Here is a 22640-nt window from a genome sequence, read left to right on the forward strand (position 1 = left end):
GGGGCGGCCGCCCAGCGATCACATGAAGCCCAGTTCAAGCCGCGCCTCGTCTGACATCATCTCCATCCCCCAGGGGGGCTGGAAGGTCATCTCGACATCGACCTGCCGGACGCCCGGCAGGGCGTTCACGGCATCCGCGACCCAGCCGGGCATCTCGCCCGCCACCGGACAGCCGGGGGCCGTCAGCGTCATCATGATGCGCACCGCGTCGGTGTCATCGATGGCGATGGTATAGACCAGCCCCAGATCGAAGATATTGACCGGGATTTCCGGGTCATAGACGGTGCGGCAAGCCTCGACCACCGCGTCATAGAGCGGATGCTCGGTCGAAGAGGGTGCGATCACCGGTTCGCCCTGGTTCGGGGCTGACGACTGGGTCTGCGGCTGGTCCACGCGGGCGGCTCCCCTTCACTTGGCTGAGTGAATATATAGGACAAGCGCGGCATGGGCGAAAGGCCCTGCCGCCCGCCTGATCCGGGGACGCCCGGCCGGGCGCGATCAGAACCGCAGGCTGAAGCGGTTGACCAGACCCAGCTTGAGCGATGGCTGCGCCTTGTCCTCGATGAAGGGGGCATCGGCGGCGTCCCCGACCAGATGGTCGTATTCCACCTCGCCTACCAACGCGAGCGTTCCGCCCAGCGCATAGCGCCCTTCAAGGCTGATGCCGGCGGCATAGATGCCGCCCTGCGGCTTGTATTCGTCATGGCCGCTGCGCCGCGATTCATCGGCCGAAACGCCGAAGAAAGCCTGGGTGAAGGTGTCATCGCCGAATTTGGCCTCGACCTGCGGCCACAGGGTCAGCCGTTCGTTCGGGGCGATGCGATAACGTGCGCCCGCCGATCCGACCAGCCCGTCATGCCCGCCCAGGCCCTTGCGGATGACCAGATAGCCGCTGACCGGCCCGCGGGTATAGCGAAAGCGGGCGCCCGCCTCGATGGTGCGGTCGATGTCGTCCAGCCCGCGCAGCGCGTCCGCGTCATCGGCGCTGCGCCCGCCGCGCAGGTTCAGCGTCGGCAGCACCCGGAAGCCGTCGGCCGATCCGTCCGAGGTTGCCGCCTGACCGGGGCGCAGGATGTCCACGTTGCGGAAGATGACCCAGGGACCGGCCTCCATGTCCTGCGAGCCGATCCAGTCCGGTTCGACCTCGCCGCCCAGACCGATGTCGGCTGCCACCCCCCAGCCCTCCTGCGCGGCGGCGGGGGTGACGGTCAGCGCGGCCAGCAGGGCGGCAAGCGCGACGGCGGCATGGTTCATGGCACGGCCCTCGAATGTCATTGCGGGTTGCAGTGTGCCGGCGGGCGGCGCTGCTGTCCAGCCATGGGGCCGCTTCTCAGCCCCGCTCGGCGGTCTCGAGCCGTTCCAGCGCGTCAAGCCACAGCGCCTCGGCGCGGGGCAGGGCCGCTTCGGCCTCGGCATGCTTGCGGCCCCAGCGCTCGGCCTCGTGCGGATCGTTGTAAAGGGCCGGATCGGCCATGCGGACGCTGATCTTGCCCAGCATCTCGGTCAGCTTTTCGACCCGCTCCTCGCAGCGGCGGACCTCGGCGCGCAGATCGAGGATCTCGTCCCGGCTGGCCCGCTTGCGGGGCGCGGGCGGCTCGGCCGCCGGGGCCGCCTTGCCGGCAGGGCGCCCATCCTCGCCCGACAGCAGGCTGCGGCGATAGGTTTCCAGATCATCCGCATAGGGCATCACCGCCCCGTCCGCGACCAGCCACAGCCGGTCGGCGACCAGTTCCAGCAGGTGCATGTCATGGCTGACCAGCACCACCGCGCCGGTATAGTCGTTCAGCGCCTCGGTCAGCGCCTCGCGGCTTTCGATGTCAAGATGGTTGGTCGGCTCGTCGAGGATCAGCAGATGCGGCGCGTCGATGGTGGCCAGCAGCAGCGACAGCCGGGCCTTCTGCCCCCCCGACAGCGCGCCCACGCGCGTCTCGGCCTGCGCCTCCATCAGGCCAAAGCCAGCCAGACGCGCACGCAGCCGCGCCGGGGCCTCGCCGGGCCGCAGATGGCGGACATGGTCCAGCGGCGTTTCGTCCAGATGCAGCTCGTCCACCTGATGCTGGGCGAAATAGCCCACGCGCAGCTTGGACGACCGGACCAGCCGCCCCTCCATCGGGTCCAGCCGCCCGGCCAGCAGCTTGGACAGCGTCGACTTGCCTTGCCCGTTGCGGCCCAGCAGGGCGATGCGGTCGTCCTGGTCCAGCCGCAGGTTCAGCCGCCGCAGCACCGCGCGGTCGCCATAGCCGACCGAAACCCCGTCCAGCGACAGGATCGGTGGCGACAGCTGGTCGGGCTGGGGAAAGGTGAAGCGGTGGAACTTCGCCTCCTCGGGGGCGGTGATCGGCTCCATCCGCGCCAGGGCCTTGATGCGCGATTGCGCCTGCGCCGCCTTGGTCGCCTTGGCGCGGAAGCGATCGACAAAGCTTTGCAGATGGGCGCGGCGCGCCTCCTGCTTCTTGGCCTCGGCGGCCTGCAGGGCACGGCGTTCGGCGCGCGCGCGGGCAAAGGCGTCATAGCCGCCCGAATACAGCGTCAGCTTGCGATCCTCCAGATGCAGGATCGATCCCACCGCCCGGTTCAGCAATCCGCGGTCATGGCTGATGACGATGACCGTATGGGGGTATCGCGCCAGATAGCCTTCCAGCCACAGCGCCCCTTCAAGGTCGAGATAGTTGGTCGGCTCGTCCAGCAGCAGCAGGTCGGGCTGGGCGAACAGCACCCCCGCCAGCGCCATCCGCATCCGCCAGCCGCCGGAAAAATCCCCCGTGGGACGCGCCTGATCGGCGATCGAAAAGCCCAGCCCCTGCAGGATGGACGAGGCCCGCCCCTCGGCCGACCAGGCGTCGATATCGGCCAGCCGCGTCTGGATTTCGGCGATGCGGTGGGGATCGGTCGCACTGTCCGCCTCGGCCAGCAGGCTGTGGCGTTCGGTATCGGCGGCCAGCACCGTGTCCAGCACGCTGGCATCGGTGGCCGGGCTTTCCTGCGCAACGCCCCCGATGCGCGCGCGGGACGGCAGCGTGATGGCGCCCCCGTCCAGGCTCAGCTCGCCCCGGATCAGGCGGAACAGCGTCGTCTTGCCCGCGCCGTTCGGGCCGACCAGGCCGACCTTGTGCCCCTCCGGGATCACCGCCGAGGCATGTTCGAACAGCGGCCGTCCGGCGATGGAATAGGAAATGTCGTCGATGCGCAGCATGGATGCCCGCTTGCCTCACGCGGGGGCGCGCGTCAATCGCGGCGGGGCCTGCCGGCCCGTCCCGCCGCGGTGTTTGCCAAGCCGGGCGGTGCGTGATACCGCGCGCGGCAATCGCCAATCCCATTCATCCGAGGACATCATGGCCGTCGAACGCACGCTGTCGATCATCAAGCCCGACGCAACCCGCCGCAACCTGACCGGCAAGATCAACCAGAAGTTCGAGGATGCGGGCCTGCGCATCGTGGCGCAAAAGCGCATCCACCTGTCGCCCGCCCAGGCCGGCAAGTTCTACGAGGTCCACAAGGACCGTCCCTTCTATGGCGAGCTGGTCGAGTTCATGGCCTCGGAACCCGTCGTGGTCCAGGTGCTGGAAGGCGAGAACGCCATCGCAAAGAACCGCGAAGTGATGGGCGCGACCAACCCGGCCAATGCCGACGCGGGCACCATCCGCAAGGAGTTCGCCCTGTCGGTTGGCGAGAACTCGGTCCATGGCTCGGACGCCGCCGAGACGGCGAAAGAGGAAATCGCATTCTTCTTCTCGGGCCTCGAACTGGTCGGCTGACCCGCTTCGCCCCAGACGCTGCAAGGCCGCCCCAGGGGGCGGCCTTTTTCATGCGCATTCTTTTGCATGCAAATATCCTGGGGGGAGCCGGCCCCAGGGCCGGCGGGGGGCAAGGCCCCCTTGCCCCCCGTTGCCGTTGCCTCGCCCGCCGGCAGAAGTTATCCCGGACGAAAGAGGAGCAAGAGATCATGCGCACATTCGTCTTTCCGGGGCAGGGCGCCCAGGCCATCGGCATGGGCCGGGAACTGGCCGAGGCCTATCCGGCCGCCCGCGCCGTCTTTGACGAGGTGGACGAGGCGCTGGGCGAAAACCTGTCGGCGCTGATCTGGGACGGCGATATCGAGACGCTGACACTGACCCGCAATGCCCAGCCGGCGCTGATGGCGACATCGGTCGCCGCGATGCGGGCGCTCGAGGCGGAGGGCTTTTCCATCCGCGACGCGGCTTTCGTCGCGGGCCACAGCCTGGGCGAATATTCCGCCCTGTGTGCGGCCGGGGCGATCACGCTGGCCGACACGGCGCGGCTGCTGCAGATCCGCGGGACCGCGATGCAGGAGGCTGTGCCGGTCGGGCAGGGCGCCATGGCGGCGATCCTGGGCCTTGACCTTGCCACGGTGGACCGCATCGCGCGCGAGGCTGCCGGCGACGAGGTCTGCCAGGCCGCCAATGACAACGATCCCGCGCAGGTGGTCATTTCGGGCCACAAGGAGGCGGTGGAACGGGCCGCCGCGCTGGCGCGGGCAGCGGGGGCCAAGCGGGCGCTGATGCTGCCCGTCTCGGCGCCGTTCCACTGCGCGCTGATGCAGCCGGCCGCTACGGTGATGGGCGATGCGCTGGCCGGCGTGGACATCCACGAGCCGGCGGTGCCGCTGATCGCCAATGTCCGGGCCGAGCCGGTGCAGCAGCCCGGCGCGATCCGGCAATTGCTGGTCGAACAGGTCACCGGGTCGGTGCGCTGGCGCGAGTCGGTGCAGTTCATGGCCGCGCAGGGCGTCACCGAGTTCTGGGAAATCGGGGCCGGCAAGGCGCTGTCGGGCATGATCCGGCGGATCGTGCCGGGCGCGGCGACGCGCAGCTTTGGCGGCCCGTCCGATCTGGCGGCGCTGCGGGGCTAGGCCGGACCGGGGGTTTTCCACCCCCGGACCTCCGGAGGATATTTTCATGCAGAAGAAGGAAGCAGGCGGGATGTTCGACCTGACCGGAAAGACCGCGCTGATCACCGGCGCCTCGGGGGGGATCGGCGGGGCGATCGCGGCGGCGCTGCATGCCGCGGGGGCGAGCGTCGCCCTGTCGGGCACGCGCGAGGCCCCGCTGCGCGAGCGTGCCGATCAGCTGGGCGCGCGCGCCCATGTGCTGGCGGCCGATCTGGGGGACGCCGCGGCGGTGGCGGCGCTGCCCGCGCGCGCGGCCGAGGCGATGGGGTCGGTGGACATCCTGGTCAACAATGCCGGGATCACGCGCGACAACCTGTTCATGCGGATGTCGGACGAGGAATGGGCGCAGGTCATCGACGTGAACCTGACCGCGTCCTTCCGCCTGTCGCGCGGCGTGCTGCGCGGCATGATGAAGGCCCGGTGGGGGCGGATCGTTCAGGTCACTTCGGTGGTGGGGGCGACAGGCAATCCGGGCCAGGGCAACTATGCCGCCGCCAAGGCCGGGCTGGTCGGCATGTCCAAAAGCCTCGCCGCCGAGGTGGCGAGCCGCGGGATCACGGTCAACTGCGTGGCCCCCGGCTTTATCGGGACAGCCATGACCGACAAGCTGACCGAGGAGCAGAAAACCCGCATCACCGGCCAGATCCCCGCCGGCCGGATGGGGACGCCCGAGGATGTGGCGGCAGCCGTGCTGTATCTTTGCAGCCCCGAGGCAGGCTATGTCACGGGGGCCACGCTGCACGTCAATGGCGGCATGGCGATGATCTGAGGACGCGCCGCTCGCGCGGCCGTGAAAGCAGTTGCAGAGGCAAGGCGCGGTGCTATATCCCCGCCCCGAGGCCGCGCGGAACCGCCCGCGGCTGTCGCCGGTTCACCCATCGGCTGCATTCGGGCGGAGTGCCCGCAGATTGAGGAACGAGACATGAGCGATATCGCTGATCGCGTGAAGAAGATCGTCGTCGAGCATCTGGGCGTCGAAGAAGACAAAGTGACCGAAACCGCCTCGTTCATCGACGACCTGGGGGCGGATTCGCTGGACACCGTGGAACTGGTCATGGCGTTCGAGGAAGAGTTCGGCATCGAGATTCCCGACGATGCGGCCGAGACGATCCAGACCTTCGGCGATGCGGTCAAGTTCATCGAGGGCGCGACCGCCTGAGGCGCCTTGCCTTGGTCATCACTATGCGGCGCCCCCGACCGGGGCGCCGTTTTCTTTTCTGCGCTGCGCCTTTGGATGCCGCCCGGCCGCAGCGGACGCGCCGACCGGCGCAAGGGGCCGGGGCGCGGCAGCGGGAGGGCCGGGGCCGGGGCAAGGGGAAGGGCGCCTTTTCCTGCGCCCCCTTGATGCGCGGCATTGGCGCGGCCGGGCGGCAGGGCTATGTCTGACGCCATGCCCAATCCCCGATTCATTCACCTGCGCTGCCATTCCGAACATTCGCTGCTGGAAGGGGCGATCCCGGTCAAGAAGCTGGCCGGACTGGCCGCGAAACGCGGCATGCCCGCCGTCGCGCTGACCGATACCAACGCACTGTTCGCGGCGCTGGAGTTTTCGGTCAAGGCGATGGACGAGGGCATCCAGCCCATCATCGGCTGCCAGATGACGCTGGACGCCGGCCCGGTCTGTGGCCCGGTCGTGTTGCTGGCGCAGGACCGCACGGGCTGGATGAACCTGATGGCGCTGTCCACCTGCCTGTATGTCACGCCCCCGCGGGACTTTCCGCATGTCACCATGGCGGAGCTGGCGGCCCGTTCTGGCGGGCTGATCTGCCTGACGGGGGGTGCGGGCGGGCCGCTGGGGCAGATGGTCGCGGCTGGCAAGCAGGCGGATGCCGAATCGCATCTGCGCGATCTGTCGGCGATGTTCGGCGACCGGCTGTATGTCGAGCTGCAGCGTCATCTGCAGGACAATGGCCAGATGATGCCCGCCGAGGCCGCGTCCGAGGGTGGGATGATCGATCTTGCCTATGCGCTCAGCCTGCCGCTGGTGGCGACCAATGACGTGTATTTTCCACAGCCCGACATGTTCGGCGCCCATGACGCGCTGATCTGCATCCGCGAACGGGCGATGGTGGATCAGTCCGCGCCCCGCCGGCGGCTGACCGCGAACCATGACTTCAAGTCGGCCGAGGATATGGCCGTGCTGTTCGCCGATCTACCCGAGGCGCTGGAAAACACCGTCGAGATCGCGCGCCGCTGCGCCTTTGCGGTGGCCAAGCACAAGCCCATCCTGCCCCGTTTCGCCGAGGACGAGGTCGAGGAGCTGCGCCGCCAGGCGCGCGAGGGGCTGGCCGCGCGGCTGGCCGTCATCCCCCATGCCGTCAGCGTCGAGGAATACCAGGCCCGCCTGGATTTCGAGCTTGGCATCATCGAGCAGATGGGCTTTCCCGGCTATTTCCTGATCGTGGCCGATTTCATCAAATGGGCCAAGCAGAACGCCATCCCGGTCGGGCCTGGGCGCGGATCGGGGGCGGGCAGCCTTGTCGCCTATGCGCTGACGATCACCGACCTCGACCCGCTGCGCTATTCGCTGCTGTTCGAACGGTTCCTCAACCCCGAACGCGTGTCGATGCCCGATTTCGACATCGACTTCTGCATGGACCGCCGCGAGGAGGTCATCGACTACGTCTGCCAGAAATACGGGCGCGAGAAGGTCGGCCAGATCATCACATTCGGCGCGCTCTTGTCCAAGGCCGCCGTGCATGACGTGGGCCGCGTTTTGGGCATGGGCTTTCCCCAGCGCGACCGCCTGTCCAAGATGATCCCGGTCGAGGGCGTCAAGCCGGTCAGCATCACCAAGGCGCTGGCCGACGAGCCGCGCCTGCGCGAGGCTGCGGCCGCCGAGGAGAACGTCAAGCGGATGCTTGATTATGCCGCGCAGGTCGAAGGGCTGCTGCGCAACGCATCGACCCATGCCGCCGGCGTGGTGATCGGCGACCGGCCGCTGGACCAGCTGGTGCCGCTATATCGCGACCCCGCATCCGACATGCCGGCCACGCAGTTCAACATGAAATGGGTGGAACAGGCCGGGTTGGTCAAGTTCGACTTCCTCGGGCTGAAAACCCTGACCGTCATCCAGAACGCCGTCGATCTGATCCGCGCGGGCGGGCGGCACCTGCACATCGCCGCGGACGGCCGCCAGCTGTATGACCCGCCGCCCGGCGCGGTGGACGACATCAACCTGATCCCGCTGGATGACGAGGCGACCTATCGCCTCTTCGCCTCGGCCCGCACGGTGGCGGTGTTCCAGGTTGAATCCTCGGGGATGATGGACGCGCTGCGCCGCATGCGCCCCACCTGCATCGAGGATATCGTGGCGCTGGTCGCCCTTTATCGTCCCGGCCCGATGGAGAACATCCCCACCTATTGCGACGTCAAGAACGGCGTCCGACCGTTGGAGTCCATCCACCCCTCGATCGACCATATCCTTGCCGAAACCCAGGGCATCATCGTCTATCAGGAACAGGTGATGCAGATCGCGCAGGTCATGGCGGGCTACAGCCTTGGCGGGGCGGACCTCTTGCGCCGCGCCATGGGCAAGAAGATCGCCGAGGAGATGGCCAAGGAACGGCCAAAATTCGTCGCAGGGTCCAAGGCGCAGGGCGTGGACGAGAAGAAGGCCGGCGAGGTTTTTGACCTGCTGGAAAAATTCGCCAATTACGGGTTCAACAAAAGCCACGCGGCCGCCTATGCGGTGGTCAGCTATCAGACCGCCTGGCTGAAGGCGAACCACCCGGTCGAATTCATGGCCGCCGTCATGAACTGCGACATCCACCTGACCGATAAGCTGGCGGTGTATCGGCGCGAGGTGGACCGCATGGGGATCGAGGTGGTCCCCCCCTCGGTCAACCTCTCGCAGCCGACCTTTTCGGTCAGCGAGGGGCGGATCGTCTATGCGCTGGGCGCGCTCAAGAACGTGGGCATCGAGGCGATGCGCCAGCTGGTCGCGGCACGGGGCGACCGGCCCTTTGCCGATCTGACCGATTTCGCCCGCCGCGTGCCGATGAAGCAGATCGGCAAGCGCGCCTTGGAAATGCTGGCCCGCGCGGGCGCCTTTGACGAGCTGGAGCCCAACCGGGCGCGGGTGCTGAAATCGCTCGATGCGCTGGTCGCCTGGTCCGCGGCCGTGCAGGAACAGGCAGTATCCTCGCAGACCACCCTGTTCGGCGGGGGTGAGGATCTGCCGCCCCCTCGCCCGGCGCTGGCCCCCGTCTGGATGCCGGCCGAAAAGCTGGCCGAGGAACGCAGCGCCATCGGCTTTTACCTGTCCGGGCATCCGCTGGACGACTATGTGCCCGCCCTGCGGCGCAAGGGCGCCATGACCCTGGCCGAGGTGCAGGCCGCCAGCCTTGATGGCCCGCTGGTCGCCCAGATCGCCGGCACCGTCGCGGCGCGGGCGGAAAAGAAATCGGCCAAGGGGACGCGCTATGCCTTTGTCACCCTGTCCGACCCGACCGGGCTTTACGAGGCGACAGTGTTTTCCGACACGCTCGACGCCCATCGCAGCCTGCTGGAACCGGGCATGAACGTGCTGCTGACGGTCAATGCCGAACCTTCGGGCGACCAGGTGAAGATGCTGGCGCGCGGGGTGCAGGCGCTTGAGGAGGCGGTCGCCGATGCGGGGTCGGGCAGGCTGGCGGTCGAGGTGGGCGATCCCGGCACCGCCCTGGCCGTGCTGGACCGCCTGCGCGCCGCCACGGCCGAGATGGCGGTGTCGGCCAAGGGGCGCGGTCCCCTGCTGCTGCGCGTGCGCGAAGGGCACATCGTCTATGACGTTCAGGTGGGCGATGACGTGCCGGTGACGCCGCGGATGCGCCAGGCGCTGCGCGCGGTCGAGGGCGTGATCGACGTGACCGAGGAATAGGGCGGCTTGCAGGACCGCCGCGCGCCGTCCAGACTGGGCGCAACATGCCGACCTGCCCGCAAGTCAAGGAAACCTGCCGATGCGCCCGAAAATCGCTGCCGCCGTTGCCCTGGGGATGCTGTCCGCCTGCGGCGGCGGGACCACCACCACGACCGTTCGGGCGGCGCCTTCGGCGGCGGTCGTGGACCCGGCGGCGCTCTATTGCCAGGGGACCGGCGGCACCGTCATTGCGCGCACGTCGGGGGGGCGCCGGGCCGACCTGTGCCGGATGGCGGACGGGCGCACCGTCAGCGCCGCCGATCTGCTCAACAGCCATAACGATCTGTGAATGAGAGGGGCGCCGCCGCAAGGCTGCGCCCCTCTCATCTTCGGTCAGGAAATATCCCGCGGGGGTCCGGGGGCGCGAAGCCCCCGGTCCGGCGGTTCAGTTTCGGGCGCGGTCCACCATCTTGCCCTTGGAAATCCAGGGCATCATCTCGCGCAGTCTGGCGCCCACTTCCTCGATCTGGTGGGCGTCGTTGTTGCGGCGCGTCGCCTTGAAGCTGGGCTGGCCGACGGCGTTTTCCTGCATGAAGTCGCGCACGAACTTGCCCGACTGGATGTCGCGCAGCACCGCCTTCATCCGCGCCTTGGTCTCGTCATAGGGCAGGATGCGCGGACCCGAGACATACTCGCCGTATTCGGCGGTGTTCGAGATCGAATAGTTCATGTTCGCGATGCCGCCTTCGTAGATCAGGTCCACGATCAGCTTCACCTCGTGCAGGCATTCGAAATACGCCATCTCGGGCTCATAGCCCGCCTCGACCAGCGTCTCGAAGCCCATGCGGATCAGCTCGACCAGCCCCCCGCACAGGACGGCCTGCTCGCCGAACAGGTCGGTCTCGCATTCCTCCTTGAAGTTGGTCTCGATGATGCCCGACCGGCCGCCGCCGATGGCGGAACAGTAGGACAGCGCGATGTCCAGCGCCTTGCCTGTCGCGTCATTGGCGACCGCGACAAGGCAGGGCACGCCGCCGCCCTTGACATATTCGCCGCGCACGGTGTGGCCGGGACCCTTGGGCGCCATCATGATGACGTCAACGCCCTTTTTAGGCTCGATCAGGCCGAAATGGATGTTCAGTCCATGGGCAAAGGCGATCGCTGCGCCCTCGCGCAGGTTGTCATGGACGTACTTCTTGTACGTCTCCGCCTGCAGCTCGTCGGGCATGGTGAACATGATGAGGTCGGCCCATTTCGCGGCCTCGGCGATCTCCATCACCTGCAGGCCCTCGCCTTCGGCCTTGGCCTTGCTGGCCGATCCCTCGCGCAGGGCGACGACGACATTCCGCGCCCCCGAATCGCGCAGGTTCAGGGCATGGGCATGGCCCTGGCTGCCATAGCCCAGGATGGCGATCCTCTTGTCCTTGATGAGGTTCACGTCGCAGTCGCGGTCGTAATAAACGCGCATGATCTTCTCCTTCTGCTCCCGGCAGGCTAGTGCAGATCGTGGGGGAAATAGTTGCAATATTCAGCCGCTTCGACAGAAAGCAGCGACATCCATAAAGACTCGGCTGCATTTTCGGAAAGATCATGCTCGACGATACCGACCGCCGCATCCTGCGTCAGCTTCTTGCCGACCCGGTCGCGGACAGTGCCGAACTGGCCCGGCGCGCCAATGTCGCCCCGGCGACGCTGTGGCGGCGGCTTGACCGGCTGCGCGCGCGCGGCATCCTGCGCGGGGTCGAGGCGCGGATCGACTGGCGCGCTCTGGGCTATGCGGTCGAGGTCAGCCTGCGCTTCACCCTCGACAAGACCGAACCGCGCGCCTTCGACGCCTTCACAGCAGCCGCCCGGCAGGTGCCAGAGGTGATCGAATTGCAGAGCTTTCTGGGTTCGGTCGATGTGCGCCTGTCGGTGATCGCCCGCGACATGGGCGACTGGCAGCGCATCTACCGCGACCGCATCCTGCCGCTGCCGCATGTGACGGACATCGAGCCGCTGATGCTGGTGTCCACGATCAAGGACACCGGGGAACTGGCGCTGTGATCGAGCCGGACGATACCGATCTGGCGATCCTGCGGCTGCTGGCGGGGGACGGAACGCTCAGCGCGGCCGAGATCGGGCGCGCGGTCGGCCTGACCCAGCCGGCCGCCTGGCGCCGCATCCGCCGCCTGGCCGGGGCGGGCGTGATCGCCGGTCGGCGCGTGGTGCTGGATCACGCGGCGGTCGGCTTTGCCGTGACCGTCTTTCTGGGCATCCGCCTTGCGGTGCGCGGCCGGCCCGATCTGGAAACCTTCGAACGGGCGGTCACGGCGATCCCCGAGGTGCAGACGGTCCAGCATGTGCTGGGCCGGTTCGATTACCGTCTGCGGGTGATCGCCCGCGACATCCCCGATTTCGAACGCATCCTGCGCCGCCGCGTCATGACCCTGCCCGGCGTGGGGCAGGTCGAGGCGAATGTCGTCCTGTCCGAGGAACGCCGCCCCGGCCCCCTGGGCTAGGCGGGGTGCGGCCATCGTGCCGTGCGGCCGGGAAACCCGCCTGGCCCCTGGGTTCAGCGCAGCCCCAGCCCGGCCCGCATCATCGTCCGCCGCACCGGGGCCAGCGCATGCATCGCCCCCAGCGCCGCCGCGCGCAGGTCGCGCAGCGGCCGCGCCCTCAGCATCGAGGCGCGGTTCAGCGCGTCTATGCCTGCCAGCCGCGCCAGCGCCTCTGGCCGGCGGGCGCGGGCATAGGCGTCCAGCGCCGCGGCATTGCCCGGATCGGCTGTCATCAGGTCCAGCAGGACGGACAGATCGGCAAGGCTCATGTTCAGGCCCTGCGCGCCGATGGGCGGGGCGACATGGGCGGCCTCGGCGATCAGGGCGGTGCGCGGGCCGGCAAAACGGTCGGCGATCTGGCTGATGATCGGCCATTCGGTCAGCGCGGTCGCCTGCCGCAGATGCCCCAGCACCCCGGCCGAGCGGGCGTTCAGCTCCGCCTCGAAGGCGGCGGGCGGCAGGGCGCGCAGCCGGGCGATCTCGGGGCCCCGCTCCATCCACACCACCGCCGAGGAATGGCGTCCCTCGCGGCCGGGCAGGGGAACCAGCGTGAACGGCCCGCCCGAGCGGTGGATCTCGGTCGAGACATTCTGGTGCGCGATGTCATGGGTCACCGCAAAGGCCAGCGCCCTTTGCCCATAGCGGATCGTGCGCACCCCGATCCCCAGCGCCCGGCGCACCGGCGAATCGCGCCCGTCCGCCGCCACGACCAGCCTTGCCCGCACTTGGCTGCCATCGGTCAGATCCACCAGCGCCGAATCGGCCCGCGCCATCAGCGCCGCCGTGCCGGTGCCGGGCGCAAAGCGCATGCCCGGCAGTTCGGCCAGACGCGCCGCCAGCTCACGCCGCAGCAGCCAGTTGGGCAGGTTGTACCCGAATGGCTCGGTCGAAATCTCGGCGGCGGCGAATTCGCGCACCAGGCGCGGCACCGGCTGCGCCCCTCCGGCATCGACGATCCGCATGACCTGCAAGGGTGTCGCAAAGGGGGCCAGCCGATCCCACAGCCCGATCCGGCGCAGCAGCGCCACCGATGGCTGCAGAAAGGCCGTTGTCCTGAGGTCGGCGCCCGCCGCGGCTTCCTGCGTGACAGGGGGCGCGGGATCGACGCACAGGACCGACAGCCCCGCCTGGCCGAAGGCCGCCGCGGCGATCAGCCCGGCGATGCCGCCCCCCGACACCAGAACGTCTACAGGGACCGGGCCGCCGGCCCGGACCGGCGGGCTCATCAGAACCCTGCCGCGTAGGCGATCAGCACCAAAAAGACGAGCGCGGTCGAGGCCAGCGCGAGGACGTTCAGCGCGACCAGCCCGAACTGGACGACCAGCAGCACGGCAAGGACCGCCACCACCAGCACGGCCAGCAGGATGCGGCCGGCCAGCACCCGCTCGCGCCGCGTCTGCAGCGCCTCATCGGGGCTGAGGGCATGGTTCACCGCCTGGGCGGAGGAGGAGTTCGACATGATGGCCTCGTGCTTGTGCCGCCTGACCGGATGGCGGCGTCAGTCTGCCACGGTTTGCAGCGCTGCGGCAAGCGCGGCCACGAAGCCGGGCAGGTCCTGGATGTGCCAGCGCACATGGGGGCCGGGGGGCTGGCCGGCGGGCAGGGCATCAGGCCCATGCCGCCCCGGACCCACCAGAATCGTCCGCATTCCCAGCGAAAACGGCACTTCGAGGTTGCGCGGGTCGTCCTCGAACATGGCGGCGCGGGACGGGTTGATGCCATGGGCCGCAAGGACTGCGGCAAAGGATCGCGGGTCCGGCTTGGGGTGAAAGCCGGTTTCCTCGATCCCGCAGATCGCATCGAAGACGGCCAGCCGGCGGCCCGCCAGCACCCGGCCCGCATAGGCCGCGTCGGCATTGGTGTGGATGATCCGCCGCCCCGGCAGCGCGGCGATGGCGCCCGCGAGGACGGGATCGGGCCTGAGCGGCGAAAGATCGATGTCATGGACATCGTCCAGAAAGGCGCGCGGATCGACCGCGTGGCGGGCCATCAGCCCGGCCAGCGTGGTGCCATGCTCGCGCCAGTACTGCGCGCGCAGGCGGCTCGCCTCGTCCGCGGAGGCGCCGGTCAGGCGGGCGACAAAGGCGGTCATCCGCGCCTCGATCTGCGGGAACAGTGCCGTTTCGGGCGGATAGAGGGTGTTGTCCAGATCGAAGATCCAGCAGGTCACGCCCGCGAAGTCGCGGGCCAGCGCGGCCGCGGTGGCGGTTGCCCTGCCGGGCGCCAGCGGGGCAGGCGCAGCTGCCTGCGGGGGGTGCGGGGCATCGCTGCCGCGCGTGCGCGGCGGGCGGGCCGGGGGCTGCGCCTTCAAGGCCGGCCGCCTTTGGGGCCGTGGGCAGGTCCGTGCCCGCCCGGCAAGGCCGCGGCCTGGCGCCCGGCCATGCCGCCTGCCGCGGCGGTGCCTGATGCCCCTGCGCGCGCCTGCGGGGGCGTTTCAGGGCCGTATGTCGGGATCGCCTGTCGCTGCATCGCCGCCCATCAAAGCAGATCGGCCGGGCAGATCAAGACTGCCCGTCCCGCTTCATCCCCCCTGCGGTCCGCGGCAGTCCGGCGCGAAAGGATATCCCCCAAGGGGCACGGGCCGGGCCGCCTTGCCTTTCGCGCCGCGCGCCGCGATCCTAGCAGGCCATGAAAGATGCCTATTCCCTGATCCTGTCGGCCATCGACAACGGCACTTATTGCCCCGGCGACCGGCTGGTCGAATCCGAACTGGCCGAACGCTTCGGCGTCAGCCGCACCCCCGTGCGCGAGGCGCTGCAGCGGCTGGAAACCCAGTCGATGCTGGCGCGCGACGGGCGTTCGCTGGTGGTGGCGACGCTCGACCACAACCAGCTGGCCGAGCTTTACACCGTCCGCACCGAGCTTGAGGCGCTGGCCGCCCGTCTTGCGGCGCGCCATGCCACGCGCGAGGAAACGCGCGTTCTGGGCCGGATGGTCGAGGAGGACCGGGCGGTGATCGACGATCCGCAGGCGCTCAGCCGCGCCAACCGGCGCTTTCACCACCAGATCCATCTTGCCTCGCACAACCGCTATCTGGTGCAGCAGCTCGACATCGTGCACCGGACCATGGCCCTGATGGCGCGCACCTCGCTGGCCGCCGCGGGTAGGGGGGAAAAGACGCTGGCCGAACACCAGCGCATCGTCGATGCCATCGCGGCCGGTGATGCCGCGGCCGCCGAAGCGGCGCTGCGCGAACATATCTCGACCGCCTTTGAAACGCGGCTGCGCGAATCCGCGCGCGCCTGGGCGGATACCATCGAACAGGAACGGCAATGAGGGTGATCGAAACAGCGGCCGATCTGGCCGAGGGCGCCGCTCATCTGGCCGCGGCCTGCCCGATCTGGGCAAAGATGCTGCCGCAGATCGGCCCCCTGCCGCTGCGCCGGCAACCCGGCGGATTCGGGGCGCTCCGCGATGCGGTCGTCTCGCAGCAGCTTTCGGTGGCCTCGGCCGCGGCGATCGGCCGCAAGCTGGCGGCGGCCGGGCTGGACGGGGCACCTGCGATCTTGTCCGCCAGCGACGAGGCGCTGCGCGCCTGCGGGCTGTCGGCGCAGAAGATCCGCTATCTGCGCGGGATCGCCACGGCCGATCTCGATTTCGATGCGCTGGCCTTGATGCCCGATGAACAGGCCATCGCCGTGCTGACGGCGCTGCCGGGCATCGGCCGCTGGACGGCCGAAATCTATCTGATGTTCGCTCTGGGGCGCGCGGATGCCTTCTGTCCCGACGATCTGGCCCTGCAAGAGGCGGTGCGGATGCTTTACGGCCTGCCCGAACGCCCGCGCGGGCGGGCGCTGGCCGACATGGCCCGGCCATGGCAGCCATGGCGTTCGGTTGCGGCGCGCGGGCTGTGGGCCTATTACCGCATCGCCAAGGGACGCGAGGGGATCGCATGACACGGACGCTGCAATCGGGACGGCGGGGGCCGCTAAAGGCGGGTTCTGCCGTGGTGTTCCTGCACGGCTATGGCGCCGACGGCCCTGACCTGCTGGGTCTGGCCGAGCCCTTGGCCCGCCATTTGCCCGATACCGCGTTCCACGCGCCCAATGCGCCTGAACGCTGCGCCAACAATCCGATGGGATACCAGTGGTTTCCCATCCCCTGGATGGACGGCTCGACCGAGGAACAGGCGCGCGCCTCGCTGATGCGGTCGGCGGCGGATCTGGACGCCTATCTGGACGGGGTTCTGGCGGCCGAGGGGCTGGCCCCGGACCGGATGGTCGTGATCGGCTTTTCCCAGGGCACGATGATGGCGCTGCATGTCCTGCCGCGGCGGCCCAGGCCGGTGGCAGGGGTTGTGGGCATCTCGGGGCGGCTGCTGGGGGCCGACCTGCTGGACGAGGTGCGTGCCCGTCCGCCGATCCTGCTGATCCATGGCGACCATGATCCGGTTGTCCCCTATGCCGACATGGCGCTGGCCCGGACTGCGTTGCAGGGCGCCGGGTTCGATGTCGCGGACCATACCATGCGCGGCACCGGCCACGGCATTGCGCCCGATGGCGTCGCCGCCGCGCTGGCATTCGTGCAGCGCGTGCTGGGATAGGCGCAACGCCGGCCGGCTTGCCGGCGCTTGTCGGAAAATCGTCACGAACATGTCATTCCCTCGTTGCTGCCGCGGGGCAGGACGGCTTGCGGCAGCACTTGCGCTGGATAAGGTAGGCCGCAAGGATGCTGCTGACGCCGGTGCCGCATGCACGGGAAGGGGGCAAGGATGCTGGACGAGCGACAGGGCGAGGCGGATTTTCGCAGCCACTTCGTGCGCGACCCGGCCGCACTGCGCCGCAACCCGGCGCTGGTGCTGAACGCCGATTACCGCCCGCTCAGCTATTACCCGCTGTCGCTGTGGCCCTGGCAGGAGGCGATCAAGGCCGTCTTTCTGGACCGCGTCACGATCCTGGCCGAATACGACGAGGTCGTGCGAAGCCAGCGCGAGGCGATACGCATCCCCTCGGTCGTGGTGCTGAAGGATTATGTGAAACCCAGGAAGCGCGTGGCATTCACGCGCTTCAATCTTTTTCTGCGGGACGAGTTCTGCTGCCAGTATTGCGGCTCACGGGGCGATCTGACCTTTGATCATGTGGTGCCCCGCTCGCGCGGGGGTGTGACCAGCTGGGAAAACGTGGTCGCCGCCTGTTCGCCCTGCAACCTGCGCAAGGCCAACAAGAGCCTGCGCGCCTCGGGGATGCGGCTGCGCCGCACGCCCGCCCGGCCGACGGCCGAGGACATGCACGCCATCGGACGGCGCTTTCCGCCCAATCACCTGCATGTCAGCTGGATCGACTATCTCTATTGGGACGCCGAGCTGGAAAGCTGAACCCTCAGGCCCCGGGCGTGCGATGCGAACCGGGGCCGAGGCCCCGGCCCGGACCCCCGCCCTGACGCGTCAGCAGATGGGCCAGCAAGGCCGCGGAACCAAGCCCCAACGCCAGGACGCCCGGCGGAACCCCGGCGGCCAGCGCCAGCAGCAGCGACGTTCCGGCAGCCAGAATCACCACGGCGACCAGCATGAGAAAATGGGGCAGGGGCATCGCATCCTCCGTATCGGAGAAATATGGGCGCATGGGCTGCGGATGAAAACCCTTGCGCCGTCCGGCGGCAGCAAGTTCCCCGCCGCAGCCCTGCGTTAAAGCGGGCGGCTTGCCGATATTCTTATATTGTTCCAATGTGCCGCTATGCTGCCCCCGCGCAATCGCCACGAATCGCCCAAGGGCCGCGGCGCGGTCCACCGCCCGGCCGGCCGGTTCGAGCCCTATCAGGCCGTGCCCGAGGATGACGGGTGGGACAGCCCGCCCGAGGAACGGCCCGTCCGCACCGAAATCGCGATCGAATCGCCGCGCAGCATCATCACCCGCAACCGCTCGCCCGATGTGCCCTTCGACCGATCGGTGAACCCTTATCGGGGGTGCGAACATGGCTGCATCTATTGCTTTGCCCGGCCCAGCCATTCCTATCTGGGCCTGTCGCCGGGGCTGGATTTCGAAACCCGCATCATCGCCAGGCCCGAGGCGCCCGCGCGCCTGGCCGAGGAGATCGCCCGCCCCGGCTATGCCGTTGCCCCGATCGCCTTCGGCACCAACACCGACCCCTATCAGCCGGCCGAATCGCGGCTGGGCATCATGCGGGGCTGCCTGCAGGTGCTGGCCGACTGGAACCATCCGGTCAGCATCGTGACGCGCGGGCGCACCGTCCTGCGCGATCTTGACCTGATCGGCGCGATGGCCGCACGCGGACAGGTATTCGTGGGGGTATCGCTGACCACGCTGGATGCGGCGCTGGCGCGCCGGATGGAGCCCCGTGCCCCGGCCCCGGCGACGCGGCTGGCGATGATCGGGGCACTGGCGGCGGCCGGGGTCCGCGTGCGCGTGTTATGCGCCCCGATCATCCCCGGCCTGACCGACCACGAGATCGAATCGCTGCTTGCCGCCGCGCGCGAGGCCGGGGCCGCGACAGCCAGCATGATCCCCCTGCGCCTGCCCCATGAGGTTGCGCCGCTATTCCGCGACTGGCTGGACCGCCACCACCCCGGCAAGGCCGCCCATGTCATGCACCGTATCCAGGCGATGCGGGGCGGGCGCGACAACGATCCGCGCTTTGGCACCCGCATGAGGGGCGAGGGGATCGAGGCCGATCTTCTTCACCAGCGCTTCCGCCTTGCCCGCAGGCGCCTCGGTTATGACAGCGACAGCCCGCCGCTGGACTGCTCGCGCTTTGCCCCGCCGCCGCGGCGGGGCGACCAGCTGACGCTGTTCTGACCCGCGGCGCGGCCGGACCGGGGGTTTCACACCCCCGGACCCCCGTGGGATATTTAGGGCCGCCCGAATGTCCCTCGGGCGGCCCCAAATATCCCGGGGGGAGCGCGGGACGCGCGGGGGGCAGCGCCCCCCTTACCGCCGCGCCGCGGGGATCATGCCCATGATCTCGCGCGCCTCGGCGATGATCGGCTCGGCAATGGCATTGGCGCGATGGGCGCCGTCCTGCAGGATGCGGTCGATCTCGTCCGGGGCGGCGGTCAGTTCGGCCATGCGGCGGGTGATCGGGGCGAGCATCTCGACCGCCAGTTCGGCCAGCGCGGGTTTGAAGGCGCCAAAGCCCTGACCCTCGAACCGGGCCAGCACCGCGTCCTGCGGCTCGCCCGACAGGGCGGCGAAGATGTTGACCAGGTTGCGCGCCTCGGGGCGGTCCTTCAGCCCGTCCATCGTTGCGGGCAGGGGGTCGGCATCGGTGCGGGCCTTGCGGATCTTCTGCGCGATGGTGTCGGCGTCGTCGGTCAGGTTGATGCGGCTGGCGTCCGAGGGGTCGGACTTGGACATCTTCTTCGTCCCGTCGCGCAGCGACATCACGCGCGTTGCGGCGCCCTCGATCACCGGCTCGGGGATGGGGAAGAAATCAACGCCATAGTCGTGGTTGAACTTGGCCGCGATGTCACGGGTCAGCTCGACATGCTGCTTCTGGTCCTCGCCCACCGGGACATGGGTGGCGTGATAGGCCAGGATATCGGCGGCCATCAGCGCCGGATAGGCGAACAGGCCCAGCGACTGCGCCTCGGCGTTCTTGCCGGCCTTGTCCTTCCACTGGGTCATGCGGTTCATCCAGCCCATGCGCGCCACGCATGACAGCATCCAGCCCAGCTCGGCATGGGCGGGAACGTGGCTCTGCGCGAACAGGATCGACTGCGCGGGATCGACGCCGGACGCGATGAAGCCCGCCGCCAGTTCGCGCGTCTGACGCCGCAGGGCCGCGGGATCCTGCCAGACGGTAATGGCGTGCAGGTCCACAAGGCAGAAGACCGTCTCGACCTTGCCCTGTCCGTCCGCGAACCGCTTGAGCGCGCCCAGGTAGTTGCCCAGCGTCAGCCCCCCGGACGGCTGGATGCCGGAAAAGATGCGGGGGGTTCGGTCGGGCGCCATGGGTCAAGCCTGCTGGAAAAATGGTCCCGGCCGGATTACCGCTAGGGCCGAACGGGCGCAACCGCCCCAGCAAAGGATGAACCATGCGCCCCGGATATGACGAAAGCCCCGTGAACCCGGTTCCCGCCGTGGTCTGGCTGCTGGCCCTGCCCATCATCGCATCCGAGGTTTATTTCGGTCTGGGACGGCTCGGCTTTCTGGCGGGGGGCACGGGGGCGGGATCGGTCGCGCGCCAGATCATGGTCGAACGCACCGCCTTTGCGCCCGAATTCCTGATCCGCGCCTGGGGCCGGCGCAGCATCGAGGGGGCAGAGCTGTGGCGCCTGCTGGCCTATCCCTTCGTGCATTATTCCCTGACCCATGCGGTCTTCGTGACCGTGTTCCTGCTGGCGTTGGGAAACATGGTGGCGCGGGCGATGCGTCCCCTTGCGGTCGCCGTGCTGTTCATCGCCTCGGCGGTGGGGGCCGGCATCGTCTATGCGCTGGTCGCGGCGCTGCTGCCGGGGCTGCGCTTTGATGCGCTGGTGGGGGGCTATCCGGCGGTCTATGGCCTGCTGGGCGCCTTCACCTTCCTGCTGTGGACGCGGCTGGGGCAGGAACATGCCAACCAGCTGAGGGCCTTTTCCCTGATCGGGATCATGCTGGCCTTCCAGCTTGTGTTCGGCATCCTGTTCGGCAGTTCGGGCAAGAACTGGATCGGCGAGGTCACCGGCTTTGCGATCGGGTTCCTGCTGTCCTTCGTGCTGGCGCCGGGGGGGCTGTCGCGCCTGCGCCGCACGATCCGCCACCGCTGAAGGGCGCTGCGCCCCCTTAGCGTCCGCGGCGCACGGCGCTGCGCAGCGCCTGTGTGCTGACCGCGCCTGTCGCAAAGCTCAGCGCGAAATAAAGCGCGGCGCCCGCGATGACCAGAACGGCAAGGCCGGCGGCATCCCCTTCGCCATCTGCGGCAAGCCAGCGGCGCAGGAACCACAGCCCCGCCGCCATGCCCGCGGCGCTGAGGATCATGCGCGGCACGGTGCGCAGCAGCCTTGCATCGGCGCGAGCGGCCTGTCCCATCCCGCGCGTGCCCCGCCACAGCTGGGCCACCATGACCCATGCCGCCGCCGTGGTGCCCAGCGCCGCCGCCAGAAAGCCCGCCGCGCCCATCAGGCCGAAGGCAACGGCCGCGTTCACCACCATCGAGATCAGCGCATAGCGGAACGGCGTGCGCGTATCCTCGCGCGCGAAATACAGCGGTTGCAGGATCTTCTGCATGACAAAGGCGGGCAGGCCCAGCGCATAGACGATCAGCGCCCGCGCGGTCTGCTGGGTGTCATGGGCGTCGAACTGGCCACGCTGGAACAGCGTCGCCACCATCGGCACGGCGATGATCGCGATGGCAAAGGCCGCCGGCAGGGTCAGGAACATCCCGAACTCGGTCGCGCGGGAATAGGCGGACTGCCCGCCCGCCTCGTCCCCCGCCCGCAGGCGGCGCGACAGTTCGGGCAGCAGCACCACGGCCACCGCCGCCCCCACCACACCCAGCGGCAACTGATACAGCCGGTCGGAATAGGACAGCCACCCGATCGCCCCGTCGAAGAAGGATCCCACCTGCCGCCCGACCAGCAGGTTCACCTGGACGACCCCGCCGGCAAAGATCGCCGGCACCGCGATGGCCAGCAGGCGGCGCATGTCCGGCGTCATCCGCGGCCGGCGCGGGACAAAGCGCCATCCGCTGCGCGCCGCGTCCCACCAGACCAGCCCCAGCTGGGCGATGCCCGTGACCGGCGTCGCCCAGGCCAGCGTCAGCCCCAGATCCCAGCCGAGCGCCCGGCCCGCCAGCATCCCGAGGATGAACAGCAGGTTGAGCAGCACCGGCGCCGCCGCCGCCGCCGTGAAGCGGCCATTGGCATTCAGCACCCCCGACACCATCGAGGCCAGCGAGATCAGCAGGATATAGGGAAAGGTGATGCGCCCGTATTCCACCGCCAGGCCGAAGCGGTCGTCCCCGGCAAACCCGGCCGCCATCAGCCACACCAGCGCCGGCATGGCCACCATCGCCACCGCCGAAAACAGCGCGACGACCCAGGCCAGCCCCGAAAAAGCGTCCTGCGCAAAGCCCTGCGGATCGTCCCGGCCCTCCAGCTTCTTGGAAAACATCGGCACGAAGGCGGTGTTGAAGGCACCCTCGGCAAAGAAGCGCCGGAACATGTTGGGCAGCGACAGCGCGACCAGGAAGGCCTCGGCCATGGGGCCGGTGCCCAGCCAGGCGGCCATCAGGATGTCGCGCACGAAGCCCGACAGCCGCGACAGGAATGTCCACAATCCGACCGAGACAAAGCCTCGCACCAATCCGCCGCGCATCCTGATCCTTTCGGCCGGGTTTCCGGCCCCCCGCCTAGACCTGCCGCCCCAAGGCCCGCAAGCCCCGGCGGCATGTCCCGGCCGCCATGGGCGTTCTTCTG

At 69.0% G+C, this 22640-nt stretch carries 24 protein-coding genes; 14 read left to right on the forward strand and 10 right to left on the reverse strand.

Annotated features, from left to right (window positions below; all coding sequences use genetic code 11):
- Positions 1-18: 18 nt before the first annotated feature.
- The 3 genes from B0A89_RS07080 to B0A89_RS07090 all read right to left on the reverse strand — a co-directional run bounded on the left by B0A89_RS07080 (position 19) and on the right by B0A89_RS07090 (position 3193).
- Positions 19-393, reverse strand: coding sequence for an SUF system Fe-S cluster assembly protein (locus tag B0A89_RS07080; protein ID WP_085377544.1), 375 nt, complete (start codon positions 391-393; stop codon positions 19-21).
- A 105-nt stretch (positions 394-498) separates the two neighbouring features.
- Entirely contained in the window at positions 499-1254 is a 756-nt protein-coding gene (locus B0A89_RS07085) for a MipA/OmpV family protein (protein ID WP_169712144.1), read from the reverse strand.
- Between the two features lie 76 nt (positions 1255-1330).
- Positions 1331-3193 carry an ABC-F family ATP-binding cassette domain-containing protein gene (locus B0A89_RS07090; protein ID WP_085377546.1) on the reverse strand — a complete coding sequence of 621 codons (1863 nt, stop codon included), beginning with the start codon at positions 3191-3193 and terminating at the stop codon, positions 1331-1333.
- A 139-nt stretch (positions 3194-3332) separates the two neighbouring features.
- On the opposite strand from B0A89_RS07090, the gene ndk reads away from it, so the two are divergent.
- The 6 genes from ndk (at position 3333) to B0A89_RS07120 (ending at position 10098) form a co-directional block, all read left to right on the forward strand.
- Positions 3333-3755, forward strand: a complete 423-nt coding sequence (ndk, locus tag B0A89_RS07095) for a nucleoside-diphosphate kinase (RefSeq protein ID WP_085378803.1) — start codon at positions 3333-3335, stop codon at positions 3753-3755.
- Between the two features lie 188 nt (positions 3756-3943).
- Positions 3944-4870, forward strand: coding sequence for an ACP S-malonyltransferase (gene fabD, locus B0A89_RS07100; protein WP_085377547.1), 927 nt, complete (start codon positions 3944-3946; stop codon positions 4868-4870).
- 70 nt (positions 4871-4940) lie between these two features.
- Complete coding sequence (gene fabG / locus B0A89_RS07105; RefSeq protein WP_085378804.1) at positions 4941-5678, forward strand: 3-oxoacyl-[acyl-carrier-protein] reductase; 738 nt, start codon at positions 4941-4943, stop codon at positions 5676-5678.
- A 153-nt stretch (positions 5679-5831) separates the two neighbouring features.
- A complete protein-coding gene (locus B0A89_RS07110; RefSeq protein WP_085377548.1) occupies positions 5832-6068 on the forward strand; it encodes an acyl carrier protein in 237 nt (78 codons plus the stop codon).
- Positions 6069-6299: 231 nt separating this feature from the next.
- Positions 6300-9770, forward strand: a complete 3471-nt coding sequence (gene dnaE, locus B0A89_RS07115; protein ID WP_085377549.1) for a DNA polymerase III subunit alpha — start codon at positions 6300-6302, stop codon at positions 9768-9770.
- Positions 9771-9849: 79 nt separating this feature from the next.
- Positions 9850-10098, forward strand: a complete 249-nt coding sequence (locus B0A89_RS07120) for a DUF333 domain-containing protein (RefSeq protein WP_085377550.1) — start codon at positions 9850-9852, stop codon at positions 10096-10098.
- A gap of 96 nt (positions 10099-10194) precedes the next feature.
- On the opposite strand, the gene ilvC is transcribed toward B0A89_RS07120, so the two are convergent.
- Positions 10195-11217 (reverse strand): ketol-acid reductoisomerase, encoded by a 1023-nt coding sequence (ilvC, locus tag B0A89_RS07125; protein ID WP_085377551.1) that lies wholly within the window; start codon positions 11215-11217, stop codon positions 10195-10197.
- Positions 11218-11339: 122 nt separating this feature from the next.
- On the opposite strand from ilvC, the gene B0A89_RS07130 reads away from it, so the two are divergent.
- Both B0A89_RS07130 and B0A89_RS07135 read left to right on the forward strand, forming a co-directional pair.
- Entirely contained in the window at positions 11340-11795 is a 456-nt protein-coding gene (locus B0A89_RS07130) for an Lrp/AsnC family transcriptional regulator (RefSeq protein ID WP_085377552.1), read from the forward strand.
- Positions 11792-12250, forward strand: coding sequence for an Lrp/AsnC family transcriptional regulator (locus B0A89_RS07135; protein ID WP_085377553.1), 459 nt, complete (start codon positions 11792-11794; stop codon positions 12248-12250). The genes B0A89_RS07130 and B0A89_RS07135 overlap by 4 nt, the downstream gene beginning before the upstream one ends.
- Positions 12251-12303: 53 nt before the next feature.
- On the opposite strand, the gene B0A89_RS07140 is transcribed toward B0A89_RS07135, so the two are convergent.
- From B0A89_RS07140 to B0A89_RS07150, 3 genes are read right to left on the reverse strand one after another with little or no spacing between them, the layout of a single operon-like run.
- On the reverse strand, positions 12304-13515 hold the full coding sequence (locus tag B0A89_RS07140; protein WP_085377554.1) for a UbiH/UbiF family hydroxylase: 1212 nt from the start codon (positions 13513-13515) through the stop codon (positions 12304-12306).
- Positions 13515-13748 (reverse strand): hypothetical protein, encoded by a 234-nt coding sequence (locus tag B0A89_RS07145; protein ID WP_085377555.1) that lies wholly within the window; start codon positions 13746-13748, stop codon positions 13515-13517. The genes B0A89_RS07140 and B0A89_RS07145 overlap by 1 nt, the downstream gene beginning before the upstream one ends.
- A gap of 39 nt (positions 13749-13787) precedes the next feature.
- A complete protein-coding gene (locus tag B0A89_RS07150) occupies positions 13788-14459 on the reverse strand; it encodes a pyrimidine 5'-nucleotidase (RefSeq protein WP_085378805.1) in 672 nt (223 codons plus the stop codon).
- A gap of 458 nt (positions 14460-14917) precedes the next feature.
- On the opposite strand from B0A89_RS07150, the gene B0A89_RS07155 reads away from it, so the two are divergent.
- From B0A89_RS07155 to B0A89_RS07170, 4 genes are all read left to right on the forward strand, one after another.
- Complete coding sequence (locus tag B0A89_RS07155; RefSeq protein ID WP_085377556.1) at positions 14918-15565, forward strand: GntR family transcriptional regulator; 648 nt, start codon at positions 14918-14920, stop codon at positions 15563-15565.
- A complete protein-coding gene (locus B0A89_RS07160; RefSeq protein WP_085377557.1) occupies positions 15562-16185 on the forward strand; it encodes a DNA-3-methyladenine glycosylase family protein in 624 nt (207 codons plus the stop codon). Before B0A89_RS07155 ends, B0A89_RS07160 begins: the two co-directional genes overlap by 4 nt.
- Positions 16182-16832 carry an alpha/beta hydrolase gene (locus tag B0A89_RS07165; protein WP_085377558.1) on the forward strand — a complete coding sequence of 217 codons (651 nt, stop codon included), beginning with the start codon at positions 16182-16184 and terminating at the stop codon, positions 16830-16832. Before B0A89_RS07160 ends, B0A89_RS07165 begins: the two co-directional genes overlap by 4 nt.
- 168 nt (positions 16833-17000) lie before the next feature.
- Entirely contained in the window at positions 17001-17603 is a 603-nt protein-coding gene (locus tag B0A89_RS07170) for an HNH endonuclease (RefSeq protein ID WP_085377559.1), read from the forward strand.
- Positions 17604-17607: 4 nt separating this feature from the next.
- Here the strand turns inward: B0A89_RS07170 and B0A89_RS07175 are convergent, their stop codons facing one another.
- Positions 17608-17817: a hypothetical protein gene (locus B0A89_RS07175; RefSeq protein WP_085378806.1), complete on the reverse strand. Its 210-nt coding sequence runs from the start codon at positions 17815-17817 to the stop codon at positions 17608-17610.
- A gap of 144 nt (positions 17818-17961) precedes the next feature.
- On the opposite strand from B0A89_RS07175, the gene B0A89_RS07180 reads away from it, so the two are divergent.
- Positions 17962-19041, forward strand: coding sequence for a PA0069 family radical SAM protein (locus B0A89_RS07180; protein WP_085377560.1), 1080 nt, complete (start codon positions 17962-17964; stop codon positions 19039-19041).
- A 132-nt stretch (positions 19042-19173) separates the two neighbouring features.
- Here the strand turns inward: B0A89_RS07180 and trpS are convergent, their stop codons facing one another.
- Entirely contained in the window at positions 19174-20196 is a 1023-nt protein-coding gene (gene trpS / locus B0A89_RS07185) for a tryptophan--tRNA ligase (protein WP_085377561.1), read from the reverse strand.
- A gap of 83 nt (positions 20197-20279) precedes the next feature.
- Here trpS and B0A89_RS07190 point away from each other — a divergent pair, with 83 nt between their 5' ends.
- A complete protein-coding gene (locus tag B0A89_RS07190; RefSeq protein ID WP_085377562.1) occupies positions 20280-20990 on the forward strand; it encodes a rhomboid family intramembrane serine protease in 711 nt (236 codons plus the stop codon).
- Positions 20991-21006: 16 nt separating this feature from the next.
- Here B0A89_RS07190 and murJ read toward each other — a convergent pair whose 3' ends face one another.
- Positions 21007-22539, reverse strand: coding sequence for a murein biosynthesis integral membrane protein MurJ (murJ, locus tag B0A89_RS07195; protein ID WP_085377563.1), 1533 nt, complete (start codon positions 22537-22539; stop codon positions 21007-21009).
- Positions 22540-22640: the final 101 nt, after the last annotated feature.

The sequence above is a fragment of the Paracoccus contaminans genome, assembly GCF_002105555.1.
GTDB classification, from domain to species: Bacteria; Pseudomonadota; Alphaproteobacteria; order Rhodobacterales; family Rhodobacteraceae; genus Paracoccus; species Paracoccus contaminans.

Excerpts from the sequence above, each read along its gene's own strand:
- B0A89_RS07130 (WP_085377552.1), top strand. The coding sequence starts at position 11,340 with ATGCTCGACGATACCGACCGCCGCATCCTGCGTCAGCTTCTTGCCGAC.
- murJ (WP_085377563.1), bottom strand. The coding sequence starts at position 22,539 with ATGCGCGGCGGATTGGTGCGAGGCTTTGTCTCGGTCGGATTGTGGACA.
- B0A89_RS07165 (WP_085377558.1), top strand. The coding sequence starts at position 16,182 with ATGACACGGACGCTGCAATCGGGACGGCGGGGGCCGCTAAAGGCGGGT.
- trpS (WP_085377561.1), bottom strand. The coding sequence starts at position 20,196 with ATGGCGCCCGACCGAACCCCCCGCATCTTTTCCGGCATCCAGCCGTCC.
- B0A89_RS07140 (WP_085377554.1), bottom strand. The coding sequence starts at position 13,515 with ATGAGCCCGCCGGTCCGGGCCGGCGGCCCGGTCCCTGTAGACGTTCTG.
- B0A89_RS07110 (WP_085377548.1), top strand. The coding sequence starts at position 5,832 with ATGAGCGATATCGCTGATCGCGTGAAGAAGATCGTCGTCGAGCATCTG.
- B0A89_RS07170 (WP_085377559.1), top strand. The coding sequence starts at position 17,001 with ATGCTGGACGAGCGACAGGGCGAGGCGGATTTTCGCAGCCACTTCGTG.
- B0A89_RS07085 (WP_169712144.1), bottom strand. The coding sequence starts at position 1,254 with ATGAACCATGCCGCCGTCGCGCTTGCCGCCCTGCTGGCCGCGCTGACC.
- fabG (WP_085378804.1), top strand. The coding sequence starts at position 4,941 with ATGTTCGACCTGACCGGAAAGACCGCGCTGATCACCGGCGCCTCGGGG.
- B0A89_RS07090 (WP_085377546.1), bottom strand. The coding sequence starts at position 3,193 with ATGCTGCGCATCGACGACATTTCCTATTCCATCGCCGGACGGCCGCTG.
- B0A89_RS07180 (WP_085377560.1), top strand. The coding sequence starts at position 17,962 with ATGCTGCCCCCGCGCAATCGCCACGAATCGCCCAAGGGCCGCGGCGCG.
- B0A89_RS07160 (WP_085377557.1), top strand. The coding sequence starts at position 15,562 with ATGAGGGTGATCGAAACAGCGGCCGATCTGGCCGAGGGCGCCGCTCAT.
- ilvC (WP_085377551.1), bottom strand. The coding sequence starts at position 11,217 with ATGCGCGTTTATTACGACCGCGACTGCGACGTGAACCTCATCAAGGAC.
- dnaE (WP_085377549.1), top strand. The coding sequence starts at position 6,300 with ATGCCCAATCCCCGATTCATTCACCTGCGCTGCCATTCCGAACATTCG.
- B0A89_RS07155 (WP_085377556.1), top strand. The coding sequence starts at position 14,918 with ATGAAAGATGCCTATTCCCTGATCCTGTCGGCCATCGACAACGGCACT.
- B0A89_RS07175 (WP_085378806.1), bottom strand. The coding sequence starts at position 17,817 with ATGCCCCTGCCCCATTTTCTCATGCTGGTCGCCGTGGTGATTCTGGCT.
- B0A89_RS07190 (WP_085377562.1), top strand. The coding sequence starts at position 20,280 with ATGCGCCCCGGATATGACGAAAGCCCCGTGAACCCGGTTCCCGCCGTG.
- B0A89_RS07120 (WP_085377550.1), top strand. The coding sequence starts at position 9,850 with ATGCGCCCGAAAATCGCTGCCGCCGTTGCCCTGGGGATGCTGTCCGCC.
- B0A89_RS07145 (WP_085377555.1), bottom strand. The coding sequence starts at position 13,748 with ATGTCGAACTCCTCCTCCGCCCAGGCGGTGAACCATGCCCTCAGCCCC.
- fabD (WP_085377547.1), top strand. The coding sequence starts at position 3,944 with ATGCGCACATTCGTCTTTCCGGGGCAGGGCGCCCAGGCCATCGGCATG.
- ndk (WP_085378803.1), top strand. The coding sequence starts at position 3,333 with ATGGCCGTCGAACGCACGCTGTCGATCATCAAGCCCGACGCAACCCGC.